General features: G+C 67.5%; 27 protein-coding genes and 1 pseudogene. 9 read left to right on the top strand and 19 right to left on the bottom strand.

Features of this window, described 5'->3' with window-relative positions:
• Positions 1–11: 11 nt before the first annotated feature.
• The 6 genes from argF to OHA42_RS16885 form a co-directional block, all read right to left on the bottom strand.
• Positions 12–953: an ornithine carbamoyltransferase gene (argF, locus tag OHA42_RS16910; protein ID WP_406238215.1), complete on the bottom strand. Its 942-nt coding sequence runs from the start codon at positions 951–953 to the stop codon at positions 12–14.
• A complete protein-coding gene (locus tag OHA42_RS16905) occupies positions 950–2,188 on the bottom strand; it encodes an acetylornithine transaminase (protein WP_406238213.1) in 1,239 nt (412 codons plus the stop codon). The genes argF and OHA42_RS16905 overlap by 4 nt, the downstream gene beginning before the upstream one ends.
• A complete protein-coding gene (gene argB / locus OHA42_RS16900) occupies positions 2,185–3,120 on the bottom strand; it encodes an acetylglutamate kinase (RefSeq protein ID WP_406238211.1) in 936 nt (311 codons plus the stop codon). The genes OHA42_RS16905 and argB overlap by 4 nt, the downstream gene beginning before the upstream one ends.
• Positions 3,117–4,349: a bifunctional glutamate N-acetyltransferase/amino-acid acetyltransferase ArgJ gene (argJ, locus tag OHA42_RS16895; protein ID WP_406238209.1), complete on the bottom strand. Its 1,233-nt coding sequence runs from the start codon at positions 4,347–4,349 to the stop codon at positions 3,117–3,119. The genes argB and argJ overlap by 4 nt, the downstream gene beginning before the upstream one ends.
• Positions 4,346–5,404, bottom strand: coding sequence for an N-acetyl-gamma-glutamyl-phosphate reductase (gene argC, locus OHA42_RS16890; RefSeq protein ID WP_406238207.1), 1,059 nt, complete (start codon positions 5,402–5,404; stop codon positions 4,346–4,348). Before argC ends, argJ begins: the two co-directional genes overlap by 4 nt.
• A 363-nt stretch (positions 5,405–5,767) precedes the next feature.
• Positions 5,768–6,475, bottom strand: a complete 708-nt coding sequence (locus OHA42_RS16885) for an ArsR/SmtB family transcription factor (RefSeq protein WP_406238205.1) — start codon at positions 6,473–6,475, stop codon at positions 5,768–5,770.
• A 64-nt stretch (positions 6,476–6,539) separates the two neighbouring features.
• Here OHA42_RS16885 and OHA42_RS16880 point away from each other — a divergent pair, with 64 nt between their 5' ends.
• The 4 genes from OHA42_RS16880 to OHA42_RS16865 all read left to right on the top strand — a co-directional run bounded on the left by OHA42_RS16880 (position 6,540) and on the right by OHA42_RS16865 (position 9,627).
• The gene (locus OHA42_RS16880) at positions 6,540–7,343 is read left to right on the top strand and encodes an isocitrate lyase/phosphoenolpyruvate mutase family protein (protein WP_406238203.1); all 804 of its coding nucleotides are present in this window, start codon (positions 6,540–6,542) and stop codon (positions 7,341–7,343) included.
• A gap of 109 nt (positions 7,344–7,452) precedes the next feature.
• Complete coding sequence (locus OHA42_RS16875; protein WP_406238201.1) at positions 7,453–8,037, top strand: dihydrofolate reductase family protein; 585 nt, start codon at positions 7,453–7,455, stop codon at positions 8,035–8,037.
• Between the two features lie 11 nt (positions 8,038–8,048).
• Positions 8,049–8,390 (top strand): YciI family protein, encoded by a 342-nt coding sequence (locus OHA42_RS16870; RefSeq protein WP_406238199.1) that lies wholly within the window; start codon positions 8,049–8,051, stop codon positions 8,388–8,390.
• Positions 8,383–9,627 carry an RNA polymerase sigma factor gene (locus tag OHA42_RS16865; protein ID WP_406238197.1) on the top strand — a complete coding sequence of 415 codons (1,245 nt, stop codon included), beginning with the start codon at positions 8,383–8,385 and terminating at the stop codon, positions 9,625–9,627. Before OHA42_RS16870 ends, OHA42_RS16865 begins: the two co-directional genes overlap by 8 nt.
• Before the next feature lie 208 nt (positions 9,628–9,835).
• On the opposite strand, the gene OHA42_RS16860 is transcribed toward OHA42_RS16865, so the two are convergent.
• Positions 9,836–10,552: an SDR family oxidoreductase gene (locus tag OHA42_RS16860; protein ID WP_406238195.1), complete on the bottom strand. Its 717-nt coding sequence runs from the start codon at positions 10,550–10,552 to the stop codon at positions 9,836–9,838.
• A 108-nt stretch (positions 10,553–10,660) separates the two neighbouring features.
• On the opposite strand from OHA42_RS16860, the gene OHA42_RS16855 reads away from it, so the two are divergent.
• Entirely contained in the window at positions 10,661–11,566 is a 906-nt protein-coding gene (locus OHA42_RS16855) for a LysR substrate-binding domain-containing protein (RefSeq protein WP_406238193.1), read from the top strand.
• Between the two features lie 164 nt (positions 11,567–11,730).
• Here the strand turns inward: OHA42_RS16855 and OHA42_RS16850 are convergent, their stop codons facing one another.
• Positions 11,731–12,222: a pyridoxamine 5'-phosphate oxidase family protein gene (locus OHA42_RS16850; RefSeq protein ID WP_406238191.1), complete on the bottom strand. Its 492-nt coding sequence runs from the start codon at positions 12,220–12,222 to the stop codon at positions 11,731–11,733.
• A gap of 64 nt (positions 12,223–12,286) precedes the next feature.
• Here OHA42_RS16850 and OHA42_RS16845 point away from each other — a divergent pair, with 64 nt between their 5' ends.
• Positions 12,287–13,315 carry a helix-turn-helix transcriptional regulator gene (locus OHA42_RS16845; protein WP_406238189.1) on the top strand — a complete coding sequence of 343 codons (1,029 nt, stop codon included), beginning with the start codon at positions 12,287–12,289 and terminating at the stop codon, positions 13,313–13,315.
• Here the strand turns inward: OHA42_RS16845 and OHA42_RS16840 are convergent.
• From OHA42_RS16840 to OHA42_RS16815, 6 genes are all read right to left on the bottom strand, one after another.
• The gene (locus OHA42_RS16840; protein WP_406238187.1) at positions 13,304–13,489 is read right to left on the bottom strand and encodes a hypothetical protein; all 186 of its coding nucleotides are present in this window, start codon (positions 13,487–13,489) and stop codon (positions 13,304–13,306) included. The two genes, OHA42_RS16845 and OHA42_RS16840, sit on opposite strands and share 12 nt — an antisense overlap.
• Positions 13,486–13,725: a hypothetical protein gene (locus OHA42_RS16835; RefSeq protein WP_406238185.1), complete on the bottom strand. Its 240-nt coding sequence runs from the start codon at positions 13,723–13,725 to the stop codon at positions 13,486–13,488. Before OHA42_RS16835 ends, OHA42_RS16840 begins: the two co-directional genes overlap by 4 nt.
• 34 nt (positions 13,726–13,759) lie before the next feature.
• Positions 13,760–15,211, bottom strand: coding sequence for a GntP family permease (locus tag OHA42_RS16830; protein ID WP_406238183.1), 1,452 nt, complete (start codon positions 15,209–15,211; stop codon positions 13,760–13,762).
• A 91-nt stretch (positions 15,212–15,302) separates the two neighbouring features.
• Entirely contained in the window at positions 15,303–15,926 is a 624-nt protein-coding gene (locus OHA42_RS16825) for a bifunctional 4-hydroxy-2-oxoglutarate aldolase/2-dehydro-3-deoxy-phosphogluconate aldolase (RefSeq protein WP_406238181.1), read from the bottom strand.
• Complete coding sequence (locus OHA42_RS16820; protein WP_406238179.1) at positions 15,923–17,533, bottom strand: amidohydrolase family protein; 1,611 nt, start codon at positions 17,531–17,533, stop codon at positions 15,923–15,925. Before OHA42_RS16820 ends, OHA42_RS16825 begins: the two co-directional genes overlap by 4 nt.
• Positions 17,534–17,538: 5 nt before the next feature.
• Positions 17,539–18,876 (bottom strand): amino acid deaminase, encoded by a 1,338-nt coding sequence (locus OHA42_RS16815; RefSeq protein WP_406238177.1) that lies wholly within the window; start codon positions 18,874–18,876, stop codon positions 17,539–17,541.
• A gap of 75 nt (positions 18,877–18,951) precedes the next feature.
• Between OHA42_RS16815 and OHA42_RS16810 the strand changes: the two genes are divergently transcribed.
• Genes OHA42_RS16810 through OHA42_RS16800 form a run of 3 tightly spaced genes read left to right on the top strand, consistent with a single transcriptional unit; the run spans position 18,952 to position 21,264 of the window.
• On the top strand, positions 18,952–20,052 hold the full coding sequence (locus OHA42_RS16810) for a sugar kinase (protein WP_406238175.1): 1,101 nt from the start codon (positions 18,952–18,954) through the stop codon (positions 20,050–20,052).
• Positions 20,053–20,068: 16 nt separating this feature from the next.
• On the top strand, positions 20,069–20,833 hold the full coding sequence (locus tag OHA42_RS16805; RefSeq protein WP_406238173.1) for an IclR family transcriptional regulator: 765 nt from the start codon (positions 20,069–20,071) through the stop codon (positions 20,831–20,833).
• Between the two features lie 23 nt (positions 20,834–20,856).
• Positions 20,857–21,264, top strand: coding sequence for a RidA family protein (locus tag OHA42_RS16800; protein WP_406238171.1), 408 nt, complete (start codon positions 20,857–20,859; stop codon positions 21,262–21,264).
• Positions 21,265–21,406: 142 nt separating this feature from the next.
• On the opposite strand, the gene ppc is transcribed toward OHA42_RS16800, so the two are convergent.
• The 5 genes and pseudogenes from ppc to OHA42_RS16775 form a co-directional block, all read right to left on the bottom strand.
• Positions 21,407–24,277: a phosphoenolpyruvate carboxylase gene (gene ppc, locus OHA42_RS16795; protein WP_406238169.1), complete on the bottom strand. Its 2,871-nt coding sequence runs from the start codon at positions 24,275–24,277 to the stop codon at positions 21,407–21,409.
• 346 nt (positions 24,278–24,623) lie between these two features.
• Positions 24,624–25,043 carry a VOC family protein gene (locus tag OHA42_RS16790; protein ID WP_328411762.1) on the bottom strand — a complete coding sequence of 140 codons (420 nt, stop codon included), beginning with the start codon at positions 25,041–25,043 and terminating at the stop codon, positions 24,624–24,626.
• Positions 25,044–25,277: 234 nt separating this feature from the next.
• Positions 25,278–25,832 (bottom strand): GTP-binding protein, encoded by a 555-nt coding sequence (locus OHA42_RS16785; protein ID WP_406239414.1) that lies wholly within the window; start codon positions 25,830–25,832, stop codon positions 25,278–25,280.
• 142 nt (positions 25,833–25,974) lie between these two features.
• Positions 25,975–26,289 (bottom strand): annotated as a pseudogene (locus OHA42_RS16780) (DUF742 domain-containing protein); the annotation flags it as partial.
• A gap of 35 nt (positions 26,290–26,324) precedes the next feature.
• Positions 26,325–26,741, bottom strand: coding sequence for a roadblock/LC7 domain-containing protein (locus OHA42_RS16775; protein ID WP_406239413.1), 417 nt, complete (start codon positions 26,739–26,741; stop codon positions 26,325–26,327).
• Positions 26,742–26,749 lie beyond the last annotated feature (8 nt).

Raw genomic sequence — 26,749 nt, 5'->3', positions numbered from 1 at the left:
GACTCTCTCGCTCACACCACACCCTCGTTGCGCTTGGCCAGCAGCCAGACCAGCAGCGCCTTCTGCGCGTGCAGCCGGTTCTCTGCTTCGTCCCAGACGACGCTGTGCGGACCGTCGAGCACCGCGTCGGTGATCTCCTCGCCGCGATGGGCGGGCAGGCAGTGCAGCACAACGGCATCGGACTCGGCATGGGCGAGCAGTTGCTCGTTGAGCTGGAACGGACGGAACGGACCGACCCGGTCGAGACCGTCGTTCTCCTGGCCCATCGATGTCCAGGTGTCGGTCACCAGCGCGTCGGCGCCCTCGGCGGCGGCCACTGGGTCACCGGTGAGCGTGATGGTCGCACCGGTTTCGGCGGCGCGTTTGCGGGCGGCCTCCAGAATCCAGGGCAGCGGCTCGAACCCGGCCGGCGCGGCGATGGTGACGTTCAATCCGGCAGTGACGCCACCCAGCAGCAGCGAGTGCGCCATATTGTTCGCGCCGTCGCCGAAGTAGGTGAGGTTGCGGCCGACCAGGCTGCCCTTGCGCTCGGTGAGCGTCTGCAGATCGGCGAGCACCTGACAGGGGTGGAATTCGTTGGACAGCGCGTTCACGACCGGAACCGTTGCGGTGGCGGCCATTTCGTCGAGGCGAATCTGCTCGAAGGTACGCCAGACAATGGCATCGACATAGCGCGACAGCACCGTGCCGGTGTCGCCGAGGGTCTCCTCGCGCCCGAGCTGGGTGTCGCGGCCGTCGACGACGACCGCATGCCCACCGAGCTGGGCGATGCCCATTTCGAAGGAGAACCGGGTGCGGGTGGAGTTCTTCTCGAAGATCACCCCGACGCCGCGCGGACCCGCCAGCGGCCGATGCGAGAACGGCGCCTTCTTCAGTTCGGCGGCCAACGCGAGGATTTCGGCCTGCTCGACCGGGGTCACATCGTCGTCGCGTAGGAAGTGGCGCAGGCTCATCCCTTGGCTCCCTTCGCATCTTGGGCGGCGCCGTCCAGAATGTCGGGCAGGTCGGCGACAAAGTTGTCGGACTGGGTCTCGGTGAGGACCAGCGGCGGCGCGAGCCGAATGATGTTGGGCTTCGGCGCGTTCACCAGATAGCCCGCCGCCCGCGCCCTGGCCTCGACCTCGGCCGAGACGTCGTCGGTGAGCACGATGCCGAGCAGCAGACCCGCACCACGCACGTGGTCGACCAGCGGGTGCTCGAGCAGCTCGATACCGTCGCTGAGCCGCTTGCCGACCGACTCGACATGCGAGAGCAGGTCCAGCTCGTCGATAGTGCGCAGCACAGCGAGTGCGGCCGCGGCGCAGACCGCGTTACCGCCGAACGTGGTGCCGTGCAGTCCGGGAGTCAGCAGATCGGCGGCCGGGCCGGTGGCAAGCACCGCGCCGATCGGCAGACCGCCGCCGAGACCCTTGGCCAGGGTGATCACATCCGGCACGATGCCGGAAGCCTGATGCGCGTAGAACTTTCCGCAACGTCCGATGCCGGTCTGTACCTCGTCGAGGATCAGCAGCGCACCGTGCCGCGCGGTGATCTCGCGCGCCTTCACCAGGTAGTCGACGGGCGGCACGACGACGCCGCTCTCCCCCATGATGGGTTCGAGGAAGACCGCGGCCGTGTCCTCGTCCACCACGGCCGCCAAGGCCTCGGCATCACCGTAGGGCACGTGCACGACACCGGGCGGCATCGGCTCGAATGGTGTCCGCTTCGACGGCTGACCGGTGAGCGCGAGCGCGCCCATGGTCCGGCCGTGGAACGCCTCCTCGCACGCGACGAGCTTGCGCCGACCGGTCAGCCTGGCCATTTTGAACGCGGCCTCGACGGCTTCGGTGCCGGAGTTGCAGAAGAACGCGCGACCGTGCCCGTCACCGAATTCGCCGTCACCGAAATGCGCGAGCAGCCGTTCGGCCAGCTCGATCACGGGTTCGTTCGCGTAGATGTTCGATGTGTGCCCGAGCGTGCCGAGCTGCTGGGTGACCGCCTCCAAAATCGCGGGGTGGCCGTGCCCGAGGCTGTTGACCGCGATGCCGCCCAGGAAGTCGAGGTAGCGCTTGCCGTCCGCGTCGTAGACCACCGCGCCCGCACCGCGCACCAGCGCGATCTTGGGCGTCCCGTAGTTCTTCATCAACGCGTCGGACCACCGCTGCTGTAGTGCGGCAGTGTTGGTGACTTCGTTCGCTACTTCGCTCATGATTTCGTTCCGTTCGGCGGGCCGGCGCCGTCCGAACTGGACAGCACGGGCGACACCATCGTTCCGATTCCTTCTCCGGTGAACAGTTCCAGCAGCACCGCGTGCGGCACCCGGCCGTCGATAACGTGCGCGGTCGGCACTCCCCCCTGGACGGCGCGCAGGCAGGCTTCCATTTTCGGCACCATGCCCGCGTCCAGACTCGGAAGCAACTTCGCGAGCTCGTCGGCGTCGATGCGTGAGGTGAGCGACGAGCGGTCCGGCCAGTTGGTGTACAGGCCCTCGACGTCGGTCAACACCACCAATTTCTCGGCGCCGATGCCCTCGGCGAGCGCGGCGGCAGCAGTGTCGGCGTTGATGTTGTGCACCACGCCGTCGGCATCGGGCGCGATGGTCGAGACCACCGGGATGCGGCCTGCGGTGATGAGGTCGAGCACGGCCGCCGGGTTCACCTCGGTGACATCGCCGACCAGACCGATGTCGGTCGGAGCGCCGTCGATGTCGACCGTGCGCCTTGTCGCAGTGAACAGTCGCGCGTCCTCACCGGAGATGCCGACCGCATACGGGCCGTGCGCGTTGATGAGCCCGACGAGCTCCCGCCCGACCTGGCCGAACAGCACCATCCGCACCACGTCCATCACCTCGGGCGTGGTGACACGGAAACCGCCGCGGAATTCGCCGTGCAGGCCGAGCTTTGTCAGCATCGCACTGATCTGTGGCCCGCCACCGTGCACCACCACCGGGTGCACGCCGACGGTGCGCAGGAACGCCATATCGGCGGCGAAGGCCCGCTTGAGCTCCTCGTCGACCATGGCGTTGCCGCCGTATTTGACGACCACGATCTTGTCGCGGAACTTCTCCAGCCACGGCAGCGCCTCGGCCAGTACGTGCGCCTTGTCCAACGCCGAAAGGTCGTGGAGCACTTGTCCACTCATGAGCTATAGGCCGAATTCTCTTCGACATAGCCGTGTGAGAGGTCGGTGGTGCGGATCATGGCTGTACCGTCACCGACGTTCAGGTCGATGTGCACGTCGATGTCCATGCCGGACAGGTCGACCTCGCGGGCGCCCGGCGCACCGATGCCGTCGACGCACACCGGGTTCCCGTTGAACGACACCGAGATCCGGTTCGGGTCCAGGGTGATCGGCGCGATGCCGACGGCGGCGAGCACCCGGCCCCAGTTCGGGTCGGAGCCGAACAGCGCAGTCTTCACCAGACTGTCGCGGGCCACGGCGCGCGCGGCGATCAGCGCCTCGTCCTCACTGACCGCGCCGGAGACGATGACCTGCACGCGCTTGGTGACGCCTTCCGCGTCGGCCATCAGCTGTGCGGCGAGATCGTCGCAGACCGCGAGCACCGCGGCGTCGAGATCCTCCTGGGACGGCGTGACCTCGCTCGCGCCGTTGGCAAGCAGCAGCACAGTGTCGTTGGTCGAGCACGAGCCGTCGACGTCGAGCCGGTCGAAGGTGAGTTGCGTCGCGTTGCGCAGCGCCTTATCCAGCTGGTCCGCGGTCACCGCGGCATCGGTGGTGAGCACGACCAGCATGGTCGCCAGCGAAGGCGCGAGCATGCCTGCGCCCTTGGCCATGCCGCCGACGTTCCACTTGTCCTGATGGTGGAAGGCCGCTTCCTTGGGCACGGTATCGGTGGTCATGATCGCGTGTGCCGCGTCCAGGCCGCCCGACAGGCCGCCGCCCATCTCGTGCACGATCTCGGTGACCGCGGGGATCACCTTGTCCATCGGGAGCCGGTCACCGATCAAACCGGTCGAGCAGACGGCGATTTCGCCTGCGCCGGTCTCGGTGCCCCAATTGCTCAGCGCCTTGGCCAATTCCTCGGCCGTCTGATGGGTGTCCTGGAATCCGCCGGGACCGGTGCAGGCGTTGGCGCCGCCGGAGTTGAGAATGACCGCGCGCAGCCGACCGGACCCCAGCACCTGCTGCGACCACAGCACCGGCGCGGCCTTGACCTGGTTGCGGGTGAACACACCGGCGGCCGCGTACTCCGGTCCCTCGTTGAGCACCAGGGCCAGATCGGGTTTCCCGCTGGCCTTGATGCCCGCGGCGATACCCGCGGCGCGGAAGCCGAGCGGTGCGGTGACCCCCTGGGTCCGGACCAGCTTGCCGCCCGAGCCCTCGGTCGATGTCCCAGCGGTTGTCGTCACGGTGCCACTCCTACGGTGGAAAGTCCTGCGGTCTCGTCGAATCCCACGGCCAGATTCATGGATTGCACCGCGGCGCCCGCGGTGCCCTTGGTCAAGTTATCGATCGCGCCGATCACCACGAGCAGGCCCGCGTCGGTGTCGACCGCGACCTGCAGCGTGACGGCGTTGGAACCGAGCACCGAACCTGTCTGCGGCAGTTGACCTTCCGGCAACAGATGCACGAACGGTTCATCGGCGTAGGCCTTTTCGTAGACCGCGCGGGCCTGCGCGGCGTCCACCCGCGTCGGTGCGGTGCAGGTGGCGAGGATGCCGCGCGGCATCGGCGCAAGCACCGGCGTGAACGAGACGGTGACGTCGGTTCCGCCCGCCACCTTCAGGTTCTGCGAAATCTCGGGGGTATGTCGGTGCGCGCCGGCGATGCCGTAGGCACGTACCGAACCCATGACCTCGGATCCGAGCAGGCCGACGTCGAGCTTGCGGCCCGCGCCCGAAGTGCCGCTCACCGCAACGACATTCACCGTCGGCTCGACGATGCCCGCCGCGATCGCCGGTGCGAGCGCCAGGCTCGCCACCGTCGGGTAGCACCCGGGGACGGCAATCCGACTTGCACCGCGCAGCTTCTCGCGGCCGCCGGGCAGCTCCGGCAGACCGTATGGCCAGCTGCCCGCGTGGGGACTGCCGTAGTACTTCTCCCATGCTTGCGCGTCGGTCAGCCGGAAGTCGGCGCCGCAGTCGATGATCACGGTCGACTCCGGCAACAGCTGCGCGATGGCGGCGGATTGCCCGTGTGGCAGCCCGAGGAACACCACGTCGTGACCGGCCAGCTCGTCGGCGGTGGTGGGAGCGAGGACACGATCAGCTAGCGGCAGCAGATGGGGCTGATGCTCCGCCAGCGTGCTGCCCGCGTTCGCCCCTGCGGTCAGCGCGCCGATGACGAGGCGCCCGTCGCGGTATGCCGGATGCCCGAGCAAAAGGCGCAGCACCTCGCCGCCCGCGTACCCGCTCGCACCGGCCACCGCGACCCGCAGCACGGGTCCGTCCGCTGAATCAACCATGTGATGATTATGCACGATTATGCAAGCCCATTCATGAACGGGGTGGCTTGCCGCCGATCAATCGCGCGATCAGCGGGTACATCAGCGACGTGGTCGCACCCGCGGCCACCAGGTGAAGGCCACATCCTGCGTCATCAGTCCAGTGCTCATCGCAACCTGAGTAACCGCGACGATGATCGGCAAACCTCTGTCGCCGCATACAACGCCGGCTGAGCACCCTCGAGCAGCGACGGCAGGTTCGCGCCGTGCCGGATGTAGCACTCGCGTGCCCGAGACCGGCAAGCGACGGCGATGGACAGCACAAGCACGAGGACGGGGACGGCCGCACCGATCCTGTGGCTGGTGAGCTTGTTCCTGTCTGGTCTACCGCAAGGGCGCAGGATCGATTCCGAGCGTCTCGGCGAGACCGGATTCGCCCTGCTGTGTGAGACGGATGGCGCGGCCGTTGCCGACCCGGTGGATCCAATCGAGGTCCTGGAGACGGCGGCACAGCTGCGCTCCGGCGGCGCCGCCGAGGTGAGTGCGTCGCTCGGTCCAGTCGAGGCAGGGTCGAGCAACGGGCCTGCGGGTGGCGTGCAGCCGGGCTCGGTCGATCCCCATGGGGCCGGTGAGCCAGGTCAGACCCGCAGCAGTCAGCGCGAACCCGCCGGCACTATCGAGCAGGCCGCGGGTGGTCATCGCGTCGGTGATTGCCACGCCGAGGCGTCCTGCGAGGTGGTCGTAGCAGGTGCGGCCACGCGCCAGCGCGGCAGCGACGGTGGCCGCGCGCAGCCCTGCCAGTTCGGTGCACGGCGGGTCGAGGTGGGTGACCATCGCCTCCAGCAGCTCCGCCACCTGGGGGTTTGCCAGCTGCACATAGCGGTGTCGGCCTTGGCGGCGTTCGATGAGCAGCCCGCCGTCGAGTAGCCGGTTCAGGTGTTCGGTGGCCGTGGACGGCGCGACACCGGCGTGGCGCGCCAATTCGCCCGCGGTCCAGGCGCGGCCATCGATCATCGCCAGGCACATGTCGGCGCGGGTGCGGTCGGCGAGCAGTACCGCCAGTCCGGCCAGTTCGGCTCCTCGGGTGTGCACCACTCCATGATGGTGCGCTGTTGTTTCGGCGGCCACCGAAACAACAGCGGGATACGGTCACGGCATGAACGCCGATCGGCCCACGATGAACAAGCCGAAAATCTTCCACGAGCTGCACCACCGGGACGAGCCGCTCGTACTGCCGAACGCCTGGGACTTCGGCTCCGCCGCGGCGCTCGCGGCCGAAGGGTTTCCCGCAATCGGCACCACCAGCCTCGGGGTCGCCGTCGCGGCGGGACTGCCCGACGGAACCGGCGTCACCCGCGACGAAACACTCGCGGTGGCAACACGACTCGCGCGCCTCGCGGTGCCGGTGACCGTCGATATCGAAGGCGGCTTCAGCGAGAACCCCGGCGAGGTGGCCGACTATGTCGCCCGGTTGGCCGAATTGGGGATCGCCGGAGTGAACCTCGAAGACGGCCGGTCCGACAGCACACTCGCCGAGCCCGGCCACCAGGCAGAGCTGATCGGCGCGATCAAGGCCCGCACGCCGGAGCTGTTCGTCAACGCTCGCGTCGACACGTATTGGCTTAAGCTGCAACAGGATTCGACGCTTGCCCGGGTCGGCCGGTATACCGACGCCGGTGCCGACGGCATCTTTGTGCCGGGCATGACCGACCCGGTCGAGATCACCGACCTGGTCGCCGCGACCACGCTGCCCGTCAATATCCTGTACGCCGCCAACGGCCCATCGATCGCGGCCCTCGCCGAGTTGGGCGTGCGCCGGATCAGCACCGGCTCACTGCTGTACCGCACCGCGCTCGCGGCCGTCGTCGACGCCGCCCGCGCGGTGCGCGACGACGGCCCGTTCACCATCGAAGTTCCGACCTATCGGGAGGTGCAGGCCATCACCGCGTCGGATGCGTGACACCGAGCGAACTCGGCGGAAGAAAATCCACGGCGATGTCGATCCGGTGCCGACCCGTTCGTATAGGAGGTGAGGCCGGCAGCGCGCCGGCACCTGGGAAGGAGCGGATATGAGCAGGATCATTGCCGTCGAAAACCTCACCCTCGACGGAGTCATGCAGGCGCCGGGGCGTGTCGATGAGGACCTGCGGGGCGGATTCCGGCACGGCGGTTGGGCCCATCGATACAACGACCCGGTGCAGGCCAGGGTGCTGGGCGAGCATATGGCCACCCATCAAGGCGCACTGCTGTTCGGGCGGCGGACCTATGCGGACTTCTACGGATTCTGGCCCCACCAGACCGACAATCCGGTCTGCGAGGTGCTGGACAAGACCGAGAAGTTCGTCGCGTCCCGAACGCTGACCGAGCCGCTGCCCTGGCAGAACTCGACGCTGCTGCCCGGCGACGCGGTCCGCACGGTGGTGGAGCTCCAGCGGGAACAGCCCGACCGTGACCTGGTCGTGCTCGGCAGCGGCAACCTGCTGCAAACGCTGATGCGACAAGATCTCGTCGACGAATATCTACTGATGATCCATCCGATCCTGGTCGGCAGCGGACGGCGGTTGTTCGAGGGCACCGATCTCGGCGACCTTCGGCTCACCGCGTGCGTCCCGACCACCACCGGCGTCGTGATCGCTACGTACCAGCGCAAGTGAGGAGCGTCGAGATGAAGCAATACCTGCTGAGCATCTACCAGTCCGAAGGGGGTGTGCCGCCGGACAATCTGGACGAGATCATGCGCGAGCTGCACCTCGTGAACGATGAGATGCGCGCGGCGGGCGCATGGGTGTTCGCCGCGGGCCTCAATGCGCCGAGCACGGCCACCGTGCTGCGCGCCACCGGCAATGATGTGCTCATCACCGACGGTCCGTACGTCGAGAGCAAGGAATACATCGCCGGATTCAGCATCATCCGGGCCGCCGATCTCGACGAGGCGCTGGGATGGGCCAGCAAGGTCGCCACGGTGATCGGCCTGCCGATCGAGATCCGGCCGCTAGAGGATGGCTGACAACGCGACGGTGACGCCCGCGGTGATCGAGGACGTGTTCACCGAACACTACGGTCGCGCGGTGGCGAGCTTGATCCGCGTCTTCGGTGACATCGGCGTCGCCGAAGACGCGGTGCAGGACGCCTTCACCACTGCCGTGCAGCGGTGGCCGGCCGAGGGGCTCCCGCCGAGCCCGCCCGGGTGGATCATCACCACCGCACGCAACCGGGCGATCGATCGACTGCGGCACGAATCATCCCGCCATGACCGACATGCCGAGGCTGCATTGCTGCACGCCGAATCCGAACCGGTCGACGACGGCGCGATCGCGGACGACCGACTCCGCCTGATCTTCACCTGCTGCCACCCCGCATTGGCCGTCAATGCCCGAGTGGCCCTTACCTTGCGGCTGCTCGGCGGCCTGACCACTGCCGAAATCGCCCATGCCTTCCTGACTTCCGAGTCGACCATGGCGCAGCGGCTCGTCCGCGCCAAGGGCAAGATTCGCGACGCCCGCATCCCCTACCGCGTCCCCGGTGACGCGGACCTGCCCGATCGCCTCCGCTCGGTATCGGCCGTGGTCTACCTGATCTTCACCGAGGGGCACACGGCCAGCTCGGGTTCCCGCCTGGTTCGAGAAGACCTGTGCGCCGAGGCGATTCGTCTCGGGCGTCTCCTCGCCGAGCTCATGCCCGACGAACCGGAAGTCCACGGGCTGCTCGCGCTCATGCTGCTCACCGAATCTCGCCGCGGCGCGCGCACCACACCCGACGGTGCACTGATACCGCTGCCCGAGCAGGATCGCACCCGCTGGAACCGCACCCTCATCGCCGAGGGACACGCCATCGTGCGAGAGTGCCTGCGGCGCAACCAACCCGGCCCCTATCAAACCCAAGCGGCGATCAACGCGGTCCATACCGACGCCGCCGACGCGGCAGCGACCGACTGGCAGCAGATCCTGCGCCTGTACGACCAGCTGGTCGCGATGGCGCCCAACCCCGTGGTGTTGCTCAATCGTGTGGTGGCGGTGGCCGAGGTCGACGGCGCGCGCGCCGCACTCGCCCTCCTCGACGACATCGATGTGGCGAATCATTACCTCTTCCATGCCATTCGAGCCGACCTATTGCGTCGCCTCGGCCGCACCGCCGAGGCGGTAGCGGCCTACGACCGAGCCATTGCCCACACCGAAAACCTTGCCGAACAAACCTTTCTCCGGTCCCGCCGCTCGGCGATCGCGGCAACGGCTCACGAAGACTGATCCCGCCCATTCCGCTGCGCGAAACCGAGAACGGCTTGCGTGCAGCGGTTTTGCCCGGGGCGACCGATTGACGCAGGAGGAAAGGTCGCGGCGGGCGAGCGCGCCGAATGGGCGGCCGTTTCGGTCGCCGGCTCCTCGAGCGCCGCGCACCGGCGGCTGCCGGTTCCGGACGCGGCGCCGGTCGCGGCGGCCGCCGCGCAGGTGCGCGTCACGCCAGCCGACCACCCCCGTCGACGTGCAGGGTGGTGCCGGTGAGGAATGGGTTCGTCAGGGCGAGGAGAGCCGCCGCGGAGATGTCGGACGGCAGGCCGACGCGGCGGGCGGGGTTGGCGGCGGCGATGTCGGCGAAGAAGCGGTCCTTGGCCGCCATGGCGTCCCACGCACCCGAGTCGACGATGCCCGGCGACAGCGCATTGACCCGGATGGGGGCCAGCTCCACCGCGAGCGCCTCGGCGAGGAAGCTCACCGCGCCGTTGGCGGTCGCCATGACCGCACGTCCCGGGGCCGGCCGCCACGCGGCGACGCCGGAGAACAGCAGGATCGCACCGTCTTCGCGGATTCGGGGCGCGAAGTGTTTGGCCAGCAGGATCGGGCCGATGACCTTGGCGTCGAATGCGCGAACCATCGCCGCCCGGCCCAGTTCCGTCACCGGTCCGTTGGCGTGGGCCGCCGCCACCGACACCAGGTAGTCCACGTCGCCGATCTGCTCGGCGAGCCGCTGGATGGACTCCTCCACGCCGAGGTCGACCTGGGCGGTGTGCACCTGGTCGCCGAGAATTGCCTGCGCCGTCCCCAGCGCGCCGGTGTCACGGCCCGCGATGACCACCATCGCGCCCGCAGCGACCGCATCGGCCGCGATCTGTCTGCCGATGCCCGAACTACCGCCGATGATGACCAATTTCTTGCCGTCCATCGAGCCTGTCATGGGGTCTCCTTCGGTAGTTGTTGTCCTTCCCGAAGTCGAACGCCGCACCACGATCGAGCAATCCCGTCGTGATATCGATCTTTTCTGTGTCTCCGATAGAATTTGCGAATGCCAACACTGCGAGGGCTGGAATGCTTTGTGGCCGTGCTGGATTTCGGCTCGGTGACCGAGGCTGCCGCGCGCCTGCACATGTCACAGCCCGCGCTGTCGCATCAGATTGCGGCATTGGAGCGAGAAATCGGCACCCCAGTGGTCGAGCGACTGCCTCGTGGGGTGCGTCCGACGCCGGCGGGACGCGCGATCGTCATGGACGCGCGAGCCGCACTGGCCGCGGCCGCACGGGTCGTGGCCACCGGCCGAGCCGTTGCCCGCGGCGCCGAGGGACAGCTGCGCATCGCATGCGCGGAGAGCATGACGGCCGGGTTGCTCGCACCGGTGCTGCGGGCGTGGCATCGCCGCCATCCCGACGTTCACCTCGCACTGACCGAGCTGGCCAGCGCCGATGCTCTCGCCGAGCTGGTGGCCGCGGGCGGGGTCGATATCGCGATCGGTCCGCGACCGTCGCGGTGGGACGGGCCCCTCGATGTGATCGGTGAGGAAGAAATCGTCGCCGCGATGGCCGGTGACAATGCTCCCGCCACCCCCATGACTTTCGCCGACCTCGCCGCGGCGCCGATGGTCCACTATCACCCCGACAACGGACTCGGCAGCTGGATCGACGAGACCGCCGCCCGCAACGGCGTCACACTGACCGCTGCCACCCGCACCAAACAGGCAACCACCGCCGCACAGCTGGCAGCGGCAGGCCTCGGTGTCGCACTGGTGCCGACGACCGCGCTGACCGCAACCTTCGCGGGCGCGGTTCGCAGCATCGCGCCGCCGCTGACCCGCGCCGTCGTCTGCCTCACCACCACACCGAACGACCCACTAGTCCAACGGTTCCGCACAGACATCCGCCACCGCGGCATCCCGGTGCCCGCACCGATCACCGCACAACTCACCCCGCCACATTGATGCGCTGTCCACACAACAGCGCCGCAAAGATGATCACCTGCGGCGCGCCTCGAGGGCGGAATCGGCGGAAGGCTCCGATTCCGTCGATCATCAAGGCAGCCGGTCGCCGCGGTATCGGCCGGCGCACGAAACCAGCCGGCCGATCCCCCGCCATCGCACCCCGCTCAGTGCTTGCGCACCACTCGCTCCCCCTGGCCCGGCTTCCAGATGGTGATGTCCAAGTGGTCGTCGACGACTGCGACGGTCGAGGCGCTGGTCAGGTCCGCGACGAAGAAGTGGTCGAATTCTTGCCCGCGGATGTCGAACCCGCTGTCGTCGAAGAGCCTCTGCGCGAAACGCGCATGGACTTCTTTGTCACGGAGGTCGGTGACGGTGCCGAAGAGTTTGGCGTCGCCGTCGCCGACCTTGGTGTCCACCGTCGCGGTGTGCAGGCAGAAACGCGGGTCGCGCTCCAGGTCCTTGAACTTCGTCGTGTCGGGCATACCCACGATCGTCAGCATGTCCTCGAAGATGATCGGCTCGACAGGGCTGATCCTGGGGAAACCATCGGACCGGAGCGTGCCGAGCATGCAGAGGTTGCCGGTGGCTTTGTGCCGACGGGCGAACACCGCGGCGATCTGGGGCGCTTCTTCGATGAACTGGCTCCAAGTGGTCATACCGACGACTCTATGACCAAACCTTGACACCTTCTGTCAGGGTTTGGCGACTAATCTCGAGTTCATGAGGGCAAGCAGATTGGTCCAGCTGCTGTTGCTGCTACAGACGCGTGGCCGGTCGACAGCGCCAGAGCTGGCGGGTGAGCTGGGGGTGTCGGTGCGCACGGTCTATCGCGATATCGATGCACTGTCGGCGGCCGGTGTTCCGATCTTCACCGAACCGGGGCGGGCAGGCGGCGTCCAGCTCGTCGACGGCTACCGGACCCGGCTGACCGGACTGACCACCGAAGAGGCCGACGCCGTACTACTGACCGGATCACCCTCCGCCGCAGCCGATCTCGGCCTCGGCACCGTGCTCGCGACGGCGCAGCTCAAGGTGCTCGCCGCACTGCCGCCCGAATTGCGCGGCCGGGCAACGCGAATCGCCGAGCGGGTACATATCGACGCGCCCGGCTGGTTTCATCGCCCTGAGGAGACACCCACGCTGGCGGCGGTCGCCGATGCGCTCTGGCACGATCGCCGGCTCGCGGTGCGCTACCTGCGCAAGGACAAGGTGGTGGAGCGGCGCCTCGATCCGCTCGGCCTGGTATTGAAAGCGGGCACCTGGTACCTGGTCGGACGGGACGGGACCGCGATTCGTTCCTATCGCGTCGGCCGTATCGCCGCCGCCGAGCCGACCGGCGAAACATTCGACAGGCCAGATGATTTCGATCTGGCCGCGCATTGGTCCGAAGCGGCCGACGATTTCGCGCGGTCGATGCTGCGGGTGCGGGCCCGCTGCCGGATCGCCGAGGGGCACGTGCGCCTGCTGCGACTCAGCTTCGATCCGGCCGCGGTGACCGAGGCATTGGCGTCGGCGACACCGCCGGACGCGCAGGGCTGGGTGGAGGTCACTCTCGGCGCAGAGTCCTATCCCGTACTCGCACACGGCATCCTGCCGCTCGGCGAGTACGCGGAGATCCTGGATCCCCCTGAGTTGCGCGCCCAACTCGCGGCGACCGCGGCGGCGATGGCCGACCGCTATGGGCGGCCGGCCGATCAACGGAATCGACACGGCGGCTCGTCGTTCCCTGGCCGCGTGTCACCGCAGTGAGCGGAAGAACTCGCGGACATCGGTGGTCAGCAAATCGGGCGCCTCCATCGCCGCGAAGTCCCCGCCGCGATCGTATTCCGTCCAGCGCACGATGTTGTGGACCTGCTCGGCCAGCTTCCGGATCGAATTGTCGCCCGGGAAGATTGCCGCACCTGTCGGCACTCCGGAGTTCATCGAGTCCACGCCCAGGAGTTCGATTCCCGGTAGAGCCGAATCGAGGACGCGAAGGTCTTGGTGAACCAGTAGACGCTGACGTTGGTGAGCAGCGTGTCGAGATTCACCGCATCCTCCGGCAGCTCCTTCGCCGGATTCGTCCACCGCTGGAACATGTCGACGATCCAGGACAGCAGACCGACCGGGGAGTCGTGCATACCGATGGCCAGGGTCTGTGGACTGCCCGACTGCACCATGGCGTACCCGTAACGGGTGTAGCTGTCGCGCTACTCAGCCGACAAGGGCGAACAGCGCCGCGGCCACCGCGAAACTCACCACCGACAACACCGTTTCGAGCACCGTCCAGGTTTGCAGCGTCTGCTTCACCGTCAGATTGAAGTACTTCGCGATGATCCAGAAGCCACCGTCGTTGACGTGGCTGAGAATGATCGAGCCCGCGGCGATCGCCATAGCGATCAACGCGATCGCCATCTGCGAATAACCGTGGCCCGCGACCAGCGGTGCGACGATGCCGCCGGTGGTCACGATGGCGACGGTGGCCGAACCCTGGGCGATGCGCAGGCCGCAGCTGATGATGTATGCCAGCACGATCACCGGTAGGCCCGCCGCCGACATGGTGTCGGCAAGAGCGGTGCCGATTCCGGTGGCGGAGATGACCTTTCCGAAGAACGCGCCAGCACCGACGACAAGCAGCAGCATGCCGACGGGCTTGAGCGACTCCGCGGTGAGGGTGCTGAGCTCCTGCACGCTGGAACCGCGGCGCACACCGAGGACGTAGAACGCGACGAGCACCGCGATGAGCAGGGCGACGGCGGGCGTGCCGAGGAAGGTGAGCACCTGCAGCAGCTGCGACTTCTTGTCCAGCCACTGCGTGCCGAAGGTCGCGCCAAGGATCAGCAGCAGCGGAATGGCGATGATGCCTCCGATGACGGCGACGGGAGGCGCGGCTGTCTCGGTTTTCGTGACAGCAGCAGCCGTGCCGGGGCCGTCACCGACGACCGGTGCTGTTTGCTCGGTCTCCGGCCGGACGAGGAACTCCTCCGGGACCTCCACGTGCACCCGCTTGCCGATGTAGCTGCCCCACACAATGCCCGCGGCGATGAATCCCGGTATGCCGCAGACGAATCCCATCAGGATCAGCCAGCCGAGGCTGACGCCGAGCAAGCCGCCGAGCGCGACGGGTCCCGGATGCGGCGGCAGGAAGGCGTGCGTCATCGACAGACCCGCGAGCATCGGCATCGCATACAGCACCAGCGACCGGCCACCACGCTTGGCGGCGACGTAAACCAGTGGCGCGAGCACGAAGATGCCAATGTCGAAGAAGACAGGGATGCCGAAGATTAGCCCCAGCAGGCCCATCGCCACCGGGGCGCCCTTCTCGCCGAACACGCTCAGCAGCTTGCCGGTCAACACATCGGCGCCACCGGAACGTTCGAGAATCGCGCCGAGCACCGTGCCGAGGCCGATGATGACCGCGATGTGCCCGAGGATGCCGCCGAAGCCGGTCTCCAGCAGGGAATCTCCCGGCTTGATCGCCGTGCCGACGATCTTCGACACCGGCAGTCCGGCGGCGAGGGCCAGCGCGAGCCCGGTGAGCAGCAGCGCGATGAACGGCTCCAGTTTGACCTTGATGATGGCAAGCAGCAGTACGGCTATCGCGAGACCGCAGAGCACCAGCAGTCCAGGGGTGGTGGTGCGCAGCCAGTCGACGGTCGCGTTCATGCCCGTGCCTCGCCGGCGCTGGGCCCGGGCATACGCCACTCGGCACTGTGTTGAATGGTTCGCTCGGTGGGCTCGCTCACGGGGGTACCTCTCAATTCATGGATCGAACGAATGACGCCGCGCGCGTGGCGATGTCGGACCAGCGGCCCGCGGCGACGTCGGAAGGAGAAACGACATCGGTGCCCGCGGTGACGGCCACGGCGCCGTTGGCGAGGAATTCGGCGGCATTGCCCGCGTTGACGCCGCCCGAGGGGATGAGCGCCACGTCGGGGAAGGGGCCGTGCAGGTCTTTCAGATAGCCGGGACCGAGTGTCCGCGCGGGGAAGATCTTGACCGCGGCGGCGCCGAGGTCGAGTGCGGTGAGCACCTCACTCGGCGTGAAAGCGCCCATCACCACCGGGATGCCGCGCCGGGTGGCGACGGCGGCGACCTCGGGGCGCAGCCCAGGGGTGACCAGGAACCGAGCGCCATTGTCGATCGCCGCCTCGGCCTGATCGGCGGTCAGCACCGTCCCGATGCCGAGCACGGCGGCCTCGGTCGCGGCCGCAGCGCGCAGGTATCCGAGCACACCCGGTGTGGTGAAGGTGAGTTCCAGCGCGCGAATGCCGGACCGCGCCAAGGCATCCGCCAACGCCGCGGGGTCCGGGATCTCCGGCGCGCGCACCACGCTGAGCACCCGGTCGGCGCGGATCACGTCGAGAGCGTCGGTGTTCAATACGTCTCCTTCCTGGCGGAATCCATGCGCAGCGCGCGGCCGGCGCGGGTGCCTGTCGGCGCACCGTTTTCGATGGCGAACTCACCGTTGACCAGCACGTGCTGGATGCCGCGCGCCTGCTGTTTCGGGTTGTCGAAGGTCGCGGTGTCGGTGACTGCGGCCGGATCGAACAGCACGAGATCCGCTGTGTACCCGGTGAAAACGAGCCCGCGGTCGCTGAGCCGAAGCCGGTCGGCCGGCCGGCCGGTGAGGTGATGCACGCAGTCCTCCAGCTCGAGGACTGCGAGCTCGCGCACGTAATGACCGAGGTAGCGGGGAAAGGTGCCCCACGCCCTCGGGTGCGGCCGGTCACCGACCAGCAGCGCGTCGCTGCCGCCCATGTGTCCGGGATGCACCATGATGGCGCGCACGTTCTCCTCGTGGCCGACGTGCTGCAAAATCGTGGTGGCGAACAGATCGCGGCGCAGCAGGTCGAAGAACACGGCCACCGGCGCGACCCCGCTCTCGTCGGCGATCTGATCGATGGTCTTGCCGACGTACCGGTCCAGTTCCGCGTTGGCGACGCCGCTGATCTGAATGGTCTCCCACTCGACGGTAACGCCGTGGCAGCCGTCGGAGCCGTTCACATCGACGTCGAGGGCGATTCGGGCACGCAGCGCTGGGTCGTCGATCCTGGCCAGTGCCGCATCCGGTCCACCGGACATGGCCCAGCTCGGCAGCAGCGCGGACAGCGTCGTCGCGCCGGGCAGATACGGGTAGGTGTCCAGCGTGATGTCGCAGCCTTCGGCACGAGCGGCGTCGACCAGCGCGAGAAACTCCGGTGCCCGACCCCGATTGACGCCGAAGTTCATGGTGGCGTGGGTGAGATGCAGCGCGCAGCCGGTGCTGCGCGACAGCTCGATCATTTCCGCGTACGCCTCGAGTGCGCCCGCACCGTAGGAGCGGGTATGCGGGGCATAGAACCCACCGAAGTCCGCGACGACCTCGCACAGCGCGGCCAATTCATCGGTGTCGGCATACATTCCCGGGGTGTAGGTGAGCCCGCTCGACATGCCGACCGCACCCTCGCGCAGACCCTGCGCGAGCAGCTCCTGCATCCGGCGGACTTCGGCCACGGTCGCCGCACGCTGCTCACTGCCGACGACGAGCAGCCGCAGCGTGCCCTGCGGTACCAGGTAGGCGACATTGGGCGTGATGCCTTGGTCCAGGCGCTCCAGATACTCGGCCACGCTGCGCCAGGAGAAGTCCAGATTCGCGGGATTGCCGTTCCACCCGGCGATCTGACGCCGCAGCACCGCTAGGGTGGCATCGTCGATCGGGGCGTAGGACAACCCGTCCTGTCCGAGGACCTCGGTGGTGACGCCCTGGCTGATCTTCGGGAAGTGATCGGGCTCGGTCAGCAGATGCAGATCCGAGTGCGCGTGCATGTCGATGAAGCCGGGGGCAAGCACCGATCCCGGTGCGGCGTCGACGATCCGGGCGGCGTTGAGCGTGCGCGGCCCGGCGATCTTGGCGATCCGGCCCCGATCGATGAGCACGTCACCGCGGAAACGTGGTGCGCCGGTGCCGTCGACGATGTCGATATCGCGAAACAGTAAGTCGGTCATGGGCATCAGAAGAATGTGTGCAGGAGGTCGACGACCCGCGGACGTTCGGAGTCGGCATCGTCGATCACCGGAATGAGCCGCCATTTGTCGAAGGCGGTGCACGGATGCGAGAGGCCGAGGCGCACCACACTGCCGACGGGCACCTCTGCTGCGGTGCTGCCGGGCAACCGCAGGAAGGCGTGTTGATCGTTGAGCGCCGACACCGTCGCGGCCGGATTCAGTGAGTCCTCCTGTCCCGCAACGTATTGCGGGACAGGAAGCCCCTCATCGAAGGGAAGATCGCGCTTCCCCGCGTCCAGTAGCGCGAGCTCCGGCTCCGGCCGCGACACGGTGCGCGCCCAGCCGTGCATCGCCGAACGCAGCGGCCGCTCGCTTCGCGGTACGGCCAGCGGTGAAATGCCTGCGTAGAAGCCGTCGTCATGGATGATGTAGGCCCCGGAGCGCAGCACAATGGTGGTCGGAATACCCTGTGCGCCTTGCTCATCGGCTAATCCGGCCAGGCACTCGACAACCAGGTCGGGAAAGGCGCTGCCACCCGCGGTGATGATCGCGCCGTCGCGGTAAAGGCCGTCGGCGGCGAGTTCGCGGTGCAGTTTTGCGAGTTCGTCGAGATAGCGGCGGACGGCCGCAACAGCGTCCGGGGTGCGGTCGTGAGCAAGCGCGCCCTCGTAGCCGCCGACGCCCGCCAGGGCGAGCCGGGCCGAGCGGTCCACCGCAACGGCGATGGCCTTGGCTTCCGCCACTGTCCGCGCACCGGTACGGCCATGCGGACCACCGAGTTCGACGATCACCCGGATCTCGGCCTGCCCCGGTGCCGAGCGCAGGTGCTCGTCCATCAGCGTGACCGTCTCGACGCTATCGGCCCAGCAGACGAACTCGAAGGACGGGTCTTGCGCCAATTCCGCGGCGAGCCAATGTAAGCCGACCGGATCGACGAGGGCGTTGGCGAGCACGATGCGACCGACGCCGAAGAAGCGCGCGAGCTGGACCTGCCACACGGTGGCCAGCGTGATGCCCCAGCTGCCCGCCACCAGCTGCTGCGCCCACAGTTGCGGAGCCATGGTGGTCTTGCCGTGCGGAGCCAGGCGCACGCCCGCGGCCTGCGCCCAGTCGGCCATCACCGCTACATTGGCGGCGACCGCCGCCCGATCCACCGTCAGCACCGGCGTCTCGAACTCGTCGAGATGTGGACCCGAGTCGAGAAACTCCCGGACCGTCCGGCCCCACGCCGCGGGCGGCAGACTCTTGTGCTCCGGACCGAGCACTCGATCTTCCAGTGCGGCAACGGCTTTCTCGTCGATCGTCACGGCATTCCTTCCCTCGGACGGGGTCCGCAGTTCCATGCCCCGAGTTCGCGCTCATTTCATACCATTCGCGCATTGCACATTTTGCAACGCACGTTGCATATACTGTTTGGTGTGGTTATTCTGCACGGGATGACCGGTGGCCGCAAGGGCAGAAAGGAGATCGATGTGATGTGGCGTACATCGACCCGCTCGCGGGCGGTGACCATCGGAGAAGGGCTTGCCGTCCTGGTGGCGCGACCCGGCCCGCTCGAGGACTCGGACATCTTCGAGCGCACCGCGGGCGGTGCCGAGTCGAATGTGGCCACTGTGCTGACCCAGCTGGGCATCGACGCCGCGTGGATCTCCCGAGTGGGCGATGACGGGTTCGGCCGGTATCTGGTAGGGCATCTCGCGGATCGCGGCGTGGACGTGTCCGCGGTCGTCACCGACCCGACCCGCCCGACCGCGGTCTACGTCAAGGAACGCGGCAGTGGTTCGGGCAAGGCGACAGATCTCGCCGAGCGAGCCAGCCGGATGCTGTACTACCGCACCGGGTCCGCGGCCAGCGCGCTGTCCACGGCCGATCTCGCAGCCACCGCCGCGACCCGCGTGCTCGACAGCTGCGAGATCGTGCACTTCACCGGGATCACCACCGCACTGTCGGAGTCGGCTACCGAGCTCACCGAGGCGCTGATCGCGATGCCGCGCCGCGGCAGACTGGTCAGCTTCGATCTGAATTTCCGACCGGCGCTATGGGCCGGACGGCTCGAGCGGGCGGCGGATGTGCTCGCCGGGCACGTGCGCGGCAGCGACGTGGCCTTCCTCGGCGCCGACGAGGCGGGCGAGGTGTTCGATGTCGAGGACGCGGACCGATTGCGTGCCCTGTTCCCAGAGCCCGAGCATCTGGTTGTCAAGAACAACGAGCACTCGGTGACCGGATTCTCCGGCCACGAGCGGGTGGAGGTGCCCGCGCTCGGACTCGACATCACCGAGCGGATCGGCGCGGGCGACGCGTTCGCGGGTGGGTACCTGGCGGCACTGCTGCATGGGCGTCCACTCGCCCAGCGGCTGCGGTTCGGGCATCTGTGCGCCGCCGCGGCATTGACCGGCACCGGCGATGTCGCGGAACTGCCGTCGCCCGAGGTACTGCAGTCGCTGGCGATTCTCGACGAGACCGCCTGGGCCGGAGTGCATTACGCCGACGCGGTCGTGGCCCACAATGTGGCGTTATGAGCGTTAGGGCAAAGTCATGAGCCAGAGTCTGTTGCGTGCGTTGACCATTCTGCTGTCACTCGGAGAGGATTCGCGGTCGCTCGAGCAGTTGGCGACCGAGCTCGGCGTGCACAAGTCGACGGTGTTGCGCCTGCTGCAGACCATGGAGTCGCAGCGCTTCGTCACTCATGACAGCCAGCATCAGTACGTCTTGGGCTCGAAGCTGTTCGAGTTGGCCAATCGGGCGTTGGAACAACGTGACGTCCGTACCATCGCACGTCCACACTTGAGCGCACTGAATTCGGCTACGGGTCAGACAATTCACCTCGCCACCTATGAATCGGGCGAGGCGATATACATCGACAAGTTCGATGCGATTCAGAGCGTGCGCATGTACTCCCGGATCGGGCGGCCCGCTCCACTGCACTGCACAGCCGTCGGCAAGGTGCTCGTCGCCGCACAGCCGCCGGCCGAATGGCGGGCCATCGCGGAGCGCCTCGACTACCGCACATTCACCGAGCGCACCATCCGCACTTCCGAGCAGTACCTCGCGGAGCTGGAACTCGTTGCCGCGCAAGAGTATGCGGAAGACCACGAGGAGCACGAGAGCTTCGTCAACTGCATCGGAGTTCCAGTGCGCAATGGCACCGGCGCGGTGGTCGCCGCGGTATCGATGTCGGTGCCCGACATGCTGCTCGACCACGATCAGGTGCTTGCCGAACTGCCGCGGCTACAGGCAGCGGCAGCAGCCATTTCCACCGAGCTCGGCTGGTCCGCCGGCCGGGTCGCCACCCCCATCTGAGACCACCACAGGAGAGGCAGACCATGAGCGACAAGATCGCCATTCGTACCACCGAAGCGCCCGCCCCCGCGCACACCTTCTCCCAGGGTGTCCGCAAGGGACCGTTCGTCCAGGTCTCGGGCCAGGGACCGGTGGACCCGGTGACCAACGAATATTTGTTCCCCGGTGATGTTGCGGCACAGACCATTCGGACGCTACAAAACGTGAAAGCGATCATCGATGCCGGCGGCGCCACCTTCGACGACGTGGTGATGCTGCGCGTCTACCTCACCACCCGCGACGACTTCACCGCCATGAACGACGCCTACGGCGAATTCGTCACCGCCAACACCACCGGCGATGTGCTGCCCAGCCGCACCACTGTCTTTACGGGGCTGCCGCGTGCCGAGATGCTCGTCGAGATCGACGCCCTTGCCATCGTCACCGAATAGGCACGACCAGCGCCTCTTTCGATGTCGAACCGCAACAACACCTCGTGTGATCTCGAAAATCCGTACGACGCCAGAGCCAGTCTTCACACTGGATACCTGACGTCACGCCGCGAACTGAATCTGGTGTTGGGATGTCGACCGGCTAGCCGGAGTTGCGTAGGGCGGTGGCCAGGCCGTTCATGGTTAGTAGGATGCCGCGTTTTACCAGCTCCGAGTCGTCGCCGGCGCGGAGGCGGCGCAGCAGCTCTACCTGCATTTGGTTCAGGGGTTCCAGGTATGGGAAGCGGTTGTGGATGGACTCCGCCAGGCTCGGGTTGTCGGCGAGCAAGTGGTTGTTGCCGGTGATGGCAGCGTGCATGCGGATGGTTCGGGTGTGCTCGTCGCGGATCATGCCGAAGATCTGCTCGCGCAGGGCGGCGTCGTCGACCAGTTCGGCGTAGCGGGCGGCGATGTCGAGGTCGCTCTTGGCCAGCACCTGGGCCAGGTTCGACAGCACGGTGCGGAAGAACGGCCAGCGCCGGTAGAGGTCGGCAAGCGTGGCCAGGCGGTCGGGGTCGCCGCCGATCCACTCCTCCAACGCCGATCCGGTGCCGTACCAGCCGGGCAGCATCACACGCGCTTGGCTCCATGACATCACCCAGGGGATGGCGCGCAGATCGGAGACCGAATTCGTCGGTTTGCGCGAGGCGGGCCTGCTGCCGATATTCAGGTCGGCAACCTCGGCCACCGGCGTCGACTGGCGGAAATACTCCACGAAGCCCGGTGTTTCGTGCACCAGACGCGAGTATGCGGCGCGGGCGCGGGCGGCCAAGTCGTCCATGAGCTCGTAGGAGGGCTCGGCGTCGGTGCCGAGGCCCTCGACGTCGAGCAGCGTCGATTCCAGCGTGCCCGCTATGAGCGATTCCAGATTGCGGTGCGCGGCACCGGGTTCCGCGTATTTGGCGGCGATGACTTCACCCTGCTCGGTCAGCCGCAACGAACCCTGCACCGCGCCCGCGGGCTGGGCCAGAATGGCGTCGTAACTGCGCCCGCCGCCACGACCGACAGTCCCGCCGCGACCGTGGAAGAGCCGCAGGCGAATTCCGGACTTGCGCGCCACTTCGACAAGGTCGAGCTCCGCGCGGTACAGCGCCCAGTTGGCGGCCAGGTACCCACCGTCCTTGTTGGAATCGGAATAGCCGAGCATCACCTCCTGCCGCATTCCCTTGGCGGACACCAGCTCTCGATAGACCGGAACGTCCAGCGCGGCGGCCAGGGTCGCGGCACCCGCACCGAGGTCCTCGATGGTTTCGAACAGCGGCACGATGCCCACCGAGCAGCTCGGCGGCCCGTCCGGCTCGCCGGGATCGAGCAGCCCACCCTCCTTCAGCAGCAACGCGGCCTCCAGCATGTCGCTGACCGAGGTGCACATACTGATGATGTAGTTCGGCACCGCCTCCGCGCCGAGGGTCTGCACCACATGCCGTGCGGCACGAACGATGCCGATCTCCTTGGTCGCGAGCTCACTGAGCCGAGCGTGCGGGCCGAGCAGGGGGCGGCGGGTGCGCAGCTCGGCGGCCAGCAGATCGACCCGCTCGGCTTCGGACAGGCTCGGATAGTCCGGATGCACACCGGCCCAGGCCAGCAGCTCCGCGACGACCTGTTCGTGCACCTCCGAGTTCTGGCGCATGTCCAGACCCTGCAGATGGAAACCGAAGGTTTCGATCGCGTGCTGCAATGCCGCGAGCCGATCGTCGGCGAGCAGGCCGTCACCGCTGGCACGCAGCGATGCGTCGATCGCATCCAAGTCGTCCAGTACCGCTTGCGGCGTCGGATACGGCTGCGCGGCAACGGCTGCCGCGCCGCTCGCCACACTCGATGACGGTCCCACAGCGCCGACGACCCGCACCGCGCTCGACCGGGCTCCGCCCTGCGACAGGTCCCCCGGCCCCTCGACCGATTCGTCCGGCACCACACCGAGCGCGTGTCTTGCCGTCGCGGCCACACGCAACCGAATACCGTGCAGGGCACGGCGATACGGTTCATCCACGTGCGTTGTCGGGTCGGGATAGCCGGTCGCGGCGAGCGCGGCCACCTCCGGTGTCACCGGGACCAGACGCGCGGACTGCGACAGCGACTTCTCCAACTCCACCAGTTCGCGCAGGTACCGACCGAATGCGACGGACGCGGCCTGGTGCGCCGCAGTGCCGACCACTTCCGCTGTCACATAAGGGTTTCCGTCGCGGTCACCACCGATCCACGAACCGGGCCGCAGGATCGGCCGCGGCAAGAGCTCGACACCGGGCCAGCGCGACCGCAGCGCCGCCCGCACCTCGGCGTTGATCGCCGGGATGACATCGAACAGCGTGAGCTCGTAGTAACGCAGCCCGACCGCGATCTCGTCCTGAATCCGCAAGCGCTGCAATCGGATCAGCGCGGTCCGCCACAGCGTGAGCACCTGGCGGCGGATCTTCAGCTCGATTGCGGTGCGCTCGCGTTCGGTCTCGGTGTAGCGCTGCCGCAACCGCATCAGTTCGGTGATGCTGGTCTGCACGTCGAAAACCGTGCGGCGACGGGTTTCGGTCGGATGCGCGGTGATCACCGGTGACACCAGCGCATCGGCGAGCAATCCGGCGACTTCGGCGCCGTCCAGCGCGGCCGCGTCGAGTTTGCGATAGGTGGCTGCCAGCGACGAATCCTGCGGCGGCTCCCCCGCCGCCTCGTGCACGGCGCGGCGACGGTCGCGCTGGGTGTCCTCGGCCAGATTGGCCAGCAGCACGAAATAGCTGAACGCGCGGATCAGCGGGAGCGCGACAGCGATGTCGACGCCGTCGAGCATCTCGGCGACCGCGCTGCGTTCGACCTCCTCGCGGCGCACCCGGAAGGCCTCGATGCGCACCCGCTCGATGAGATCGAATACCTCGGGCCCCTCATGATCACGAATGGTGTCGCCGAGGACGCCACCGAGAAACCGGATGTCGTCCCGCAGCGGCCGGGTCGCGTCCTGCTCCGTCTCGATCCTCGCTTCGCTCATGAACCTGACACTACTGCGCCGACATCAGCGCATCGCGGTGATGTCGGCCGCACTCTTCCCGGGCTCCGACCCACCGGACGCGGGCACCGCAGGAGCGTACCCGCGAGTTCGGTTGGCGAGGGAAACGCAGATCCGAGAGCCATGACCCGGACGAGTACGCCGCGCGCCGGCGGACGCTGGTCGAGGGCTACCCGGACTTCCCGACCTATCAGGCACTCACCTCGCGCACGCTGCCCATCGCGGTGCTGACTCGCGCTATCGGCTGAGCTGCGTCCGCGTTCGGTTCCCAGCACCGCCGAGTACTGACGGCAGCGACGAGAACCGACCCGCGCGTCGTACCGGTGGCTCAGCCCGGAAGCTGGGAGAACCGGAGATGGTTGCCCCACGGATCACGGAAACCGCAGTCCCGCACACCGTAGGGCTGGGTGATCGGCTCCTGGGTGACCTCGACGCCGGCGTCACGCAGGCGGGCGAAGGTGTCGTCGACGGCCTCGGTGGTGAAGATCAGCGTGCCTTGCGCGCCGCTGGCCAGTCGGGCACGGGCAGCCGCGGCGGCCGCCTCGTCCGGCACCATGTCGGGGACCTCCAACAGGAATTCGATGCTCGGCTGCGACGCGGGCCCGACGGTCAGCCAGCGGACGCCGCCGAACGGCAGGTCCTGGCGCACCTCGAGGCCGATGACATCACGGTAGAACTCCAGCGCCTTCTCCTGGTCCGCGACCAGCACCGCGACGTGGGTGAGTGCGAGATCTTTGCCGTTGCTCATGGGTTTCGCCTTTCTGTCGAACTCATGGGGACAGTACTGATGACGAACTCTCGATCGAAAAGTAATCGGTGTCGCTGCTGATGTCCGGCAGCGCTTCGGCCAGTGCCAGGACAGCACCGCCACCATCCCCTGCACGGCGACCGCGGTCGCCGCGAACTCCTCGACCAATTCGATGGTGTGGGCATCGCAGGCCCCGTCGGACAGTGCGGTCACCGACGTCTGTGGCCAGCACAGCTAGCCGACGTGGCGAGCCTGGAGTCGAGGGGCCGACACGTGGTGCAGGAGGACCTGTTCGAGGAGTGCCACCAGGACTGCTTTGACCGATTCACGTTGGCGGGCATCACATTCCAGGACCGGGATCCAGTCGTCGAGATCGAGCGCCTCGCGGACCTCGTCGAGGTCGAACTGGTCGCCGTGCTCGAATCGGTTGACCACGACGACGAACGGGGTGCGGTGCTCCTCGAAGTAGTCGAGAACCGGGTAACAGTCTTCGACTCGGCCGGTGTCCACCACGATCACCGCGCCGAGTGCTCCGTCGACCAGGTCGTCCCACAGGAACACGAAGCGATCCTGGCCCGGGGTACCGAACAGATAGAGGATCAGCGAGCTGTCCAGGGTGATCCGACCGAAGTCGAGAGCGACGGTGGTCTGTGTTTTGTCCGCACTCCTGCCTGGATCGTCGACGCCGACCGCGACCTCGGTCATCGCGGCCTCTGTTACCAGCGGCTCGATCTCGGAGATAGCGCCGATGAAGGTTGTTTTGCCGACACCGAATCCGCCGCTGATCACGATCTTCACCGACGAGGGCATCCGCCCGGCGGTGGCTGGTGTCCGAACTTCGGAGTGCCCGTACAAGGTCCCTGATCCTCTCGATGGCTGCGGTGGACAGTTCCGGGGCGTCGCGCACCGCGACATGGCCGGCCGCCGCGAGATCGCTGACAATGACTTTCGCGACACCGACCGGCACGTGCAGTGCGGTGCCGATCTCGGCGATGGAGTGGGGTCGCTGACACAGCCGCACCACGGTGCGCTGCTCGAATTGCAGTGGCGCGGAAAGGGCGGCGGGCGGAGCTTGCACCAGGGTCTCGATGCGCAACCCGTCCAGCAACGGTGTGGTGCGCCCTGCGGTGACGACGAAAGGGCGGACGAAGCGGTCGGCGTTCTGATCCTGGGCGACTGCTTCGTCGGTACGATCCCGCGGCTGGTCCGGTGCGAACCAGCCGACGAACCGATTCACCGGGATCATCCTCGGATCCGGCAGCCGCGGCCGGTATGGATCTCTCATCTGCGCAACGTCTCACGCAATTCCGAGATCAGGACCGGGTCCAGTAGCGCGCCCGCACGCTCTGCCAGTACCGCCATCTCGTAGCCGACGAGACCTATATCGCAACCGCCGTCCGCGATCACGCCGAGGCAGCTGCCGTCACCGAGGGCGGAGACCAGCAGGAACCCGCGCTTCATCTCGATCATGATCAGCTCGAGGCCGTCGAAGGAATAGCTGCGCGACGCACTGCGCGCCAGGCTGGACAGGCCCGAAACCATCGCGGCAAGCCGATCGGCACCGGTCCGGTCCAAGCCGTCGGACATCGCGATGAGCAGTCCGTCCGAGGACACCGCGACGGTGTCGCGAACACCGTCGGTGTCGCGGACGAAGTTGGCCAGCATCCAGTTGAAGGTGTGTGGGTCGGCGGTCTGCATGTGGGTGG

The organism is Nocardia sp. NBC_01009 (assembly GCF_045208035.1).
Taxonomy (GTDB): Bacteria; Actinomycetota; Actinomycetes; order Mycobacteriales; family Mycobacteriaceae; genus Nocardia.
Note: the sequence above shows the minus strand (reverse complement) of the source record. Positions and strands in the feature narration are given on the sequence as shown.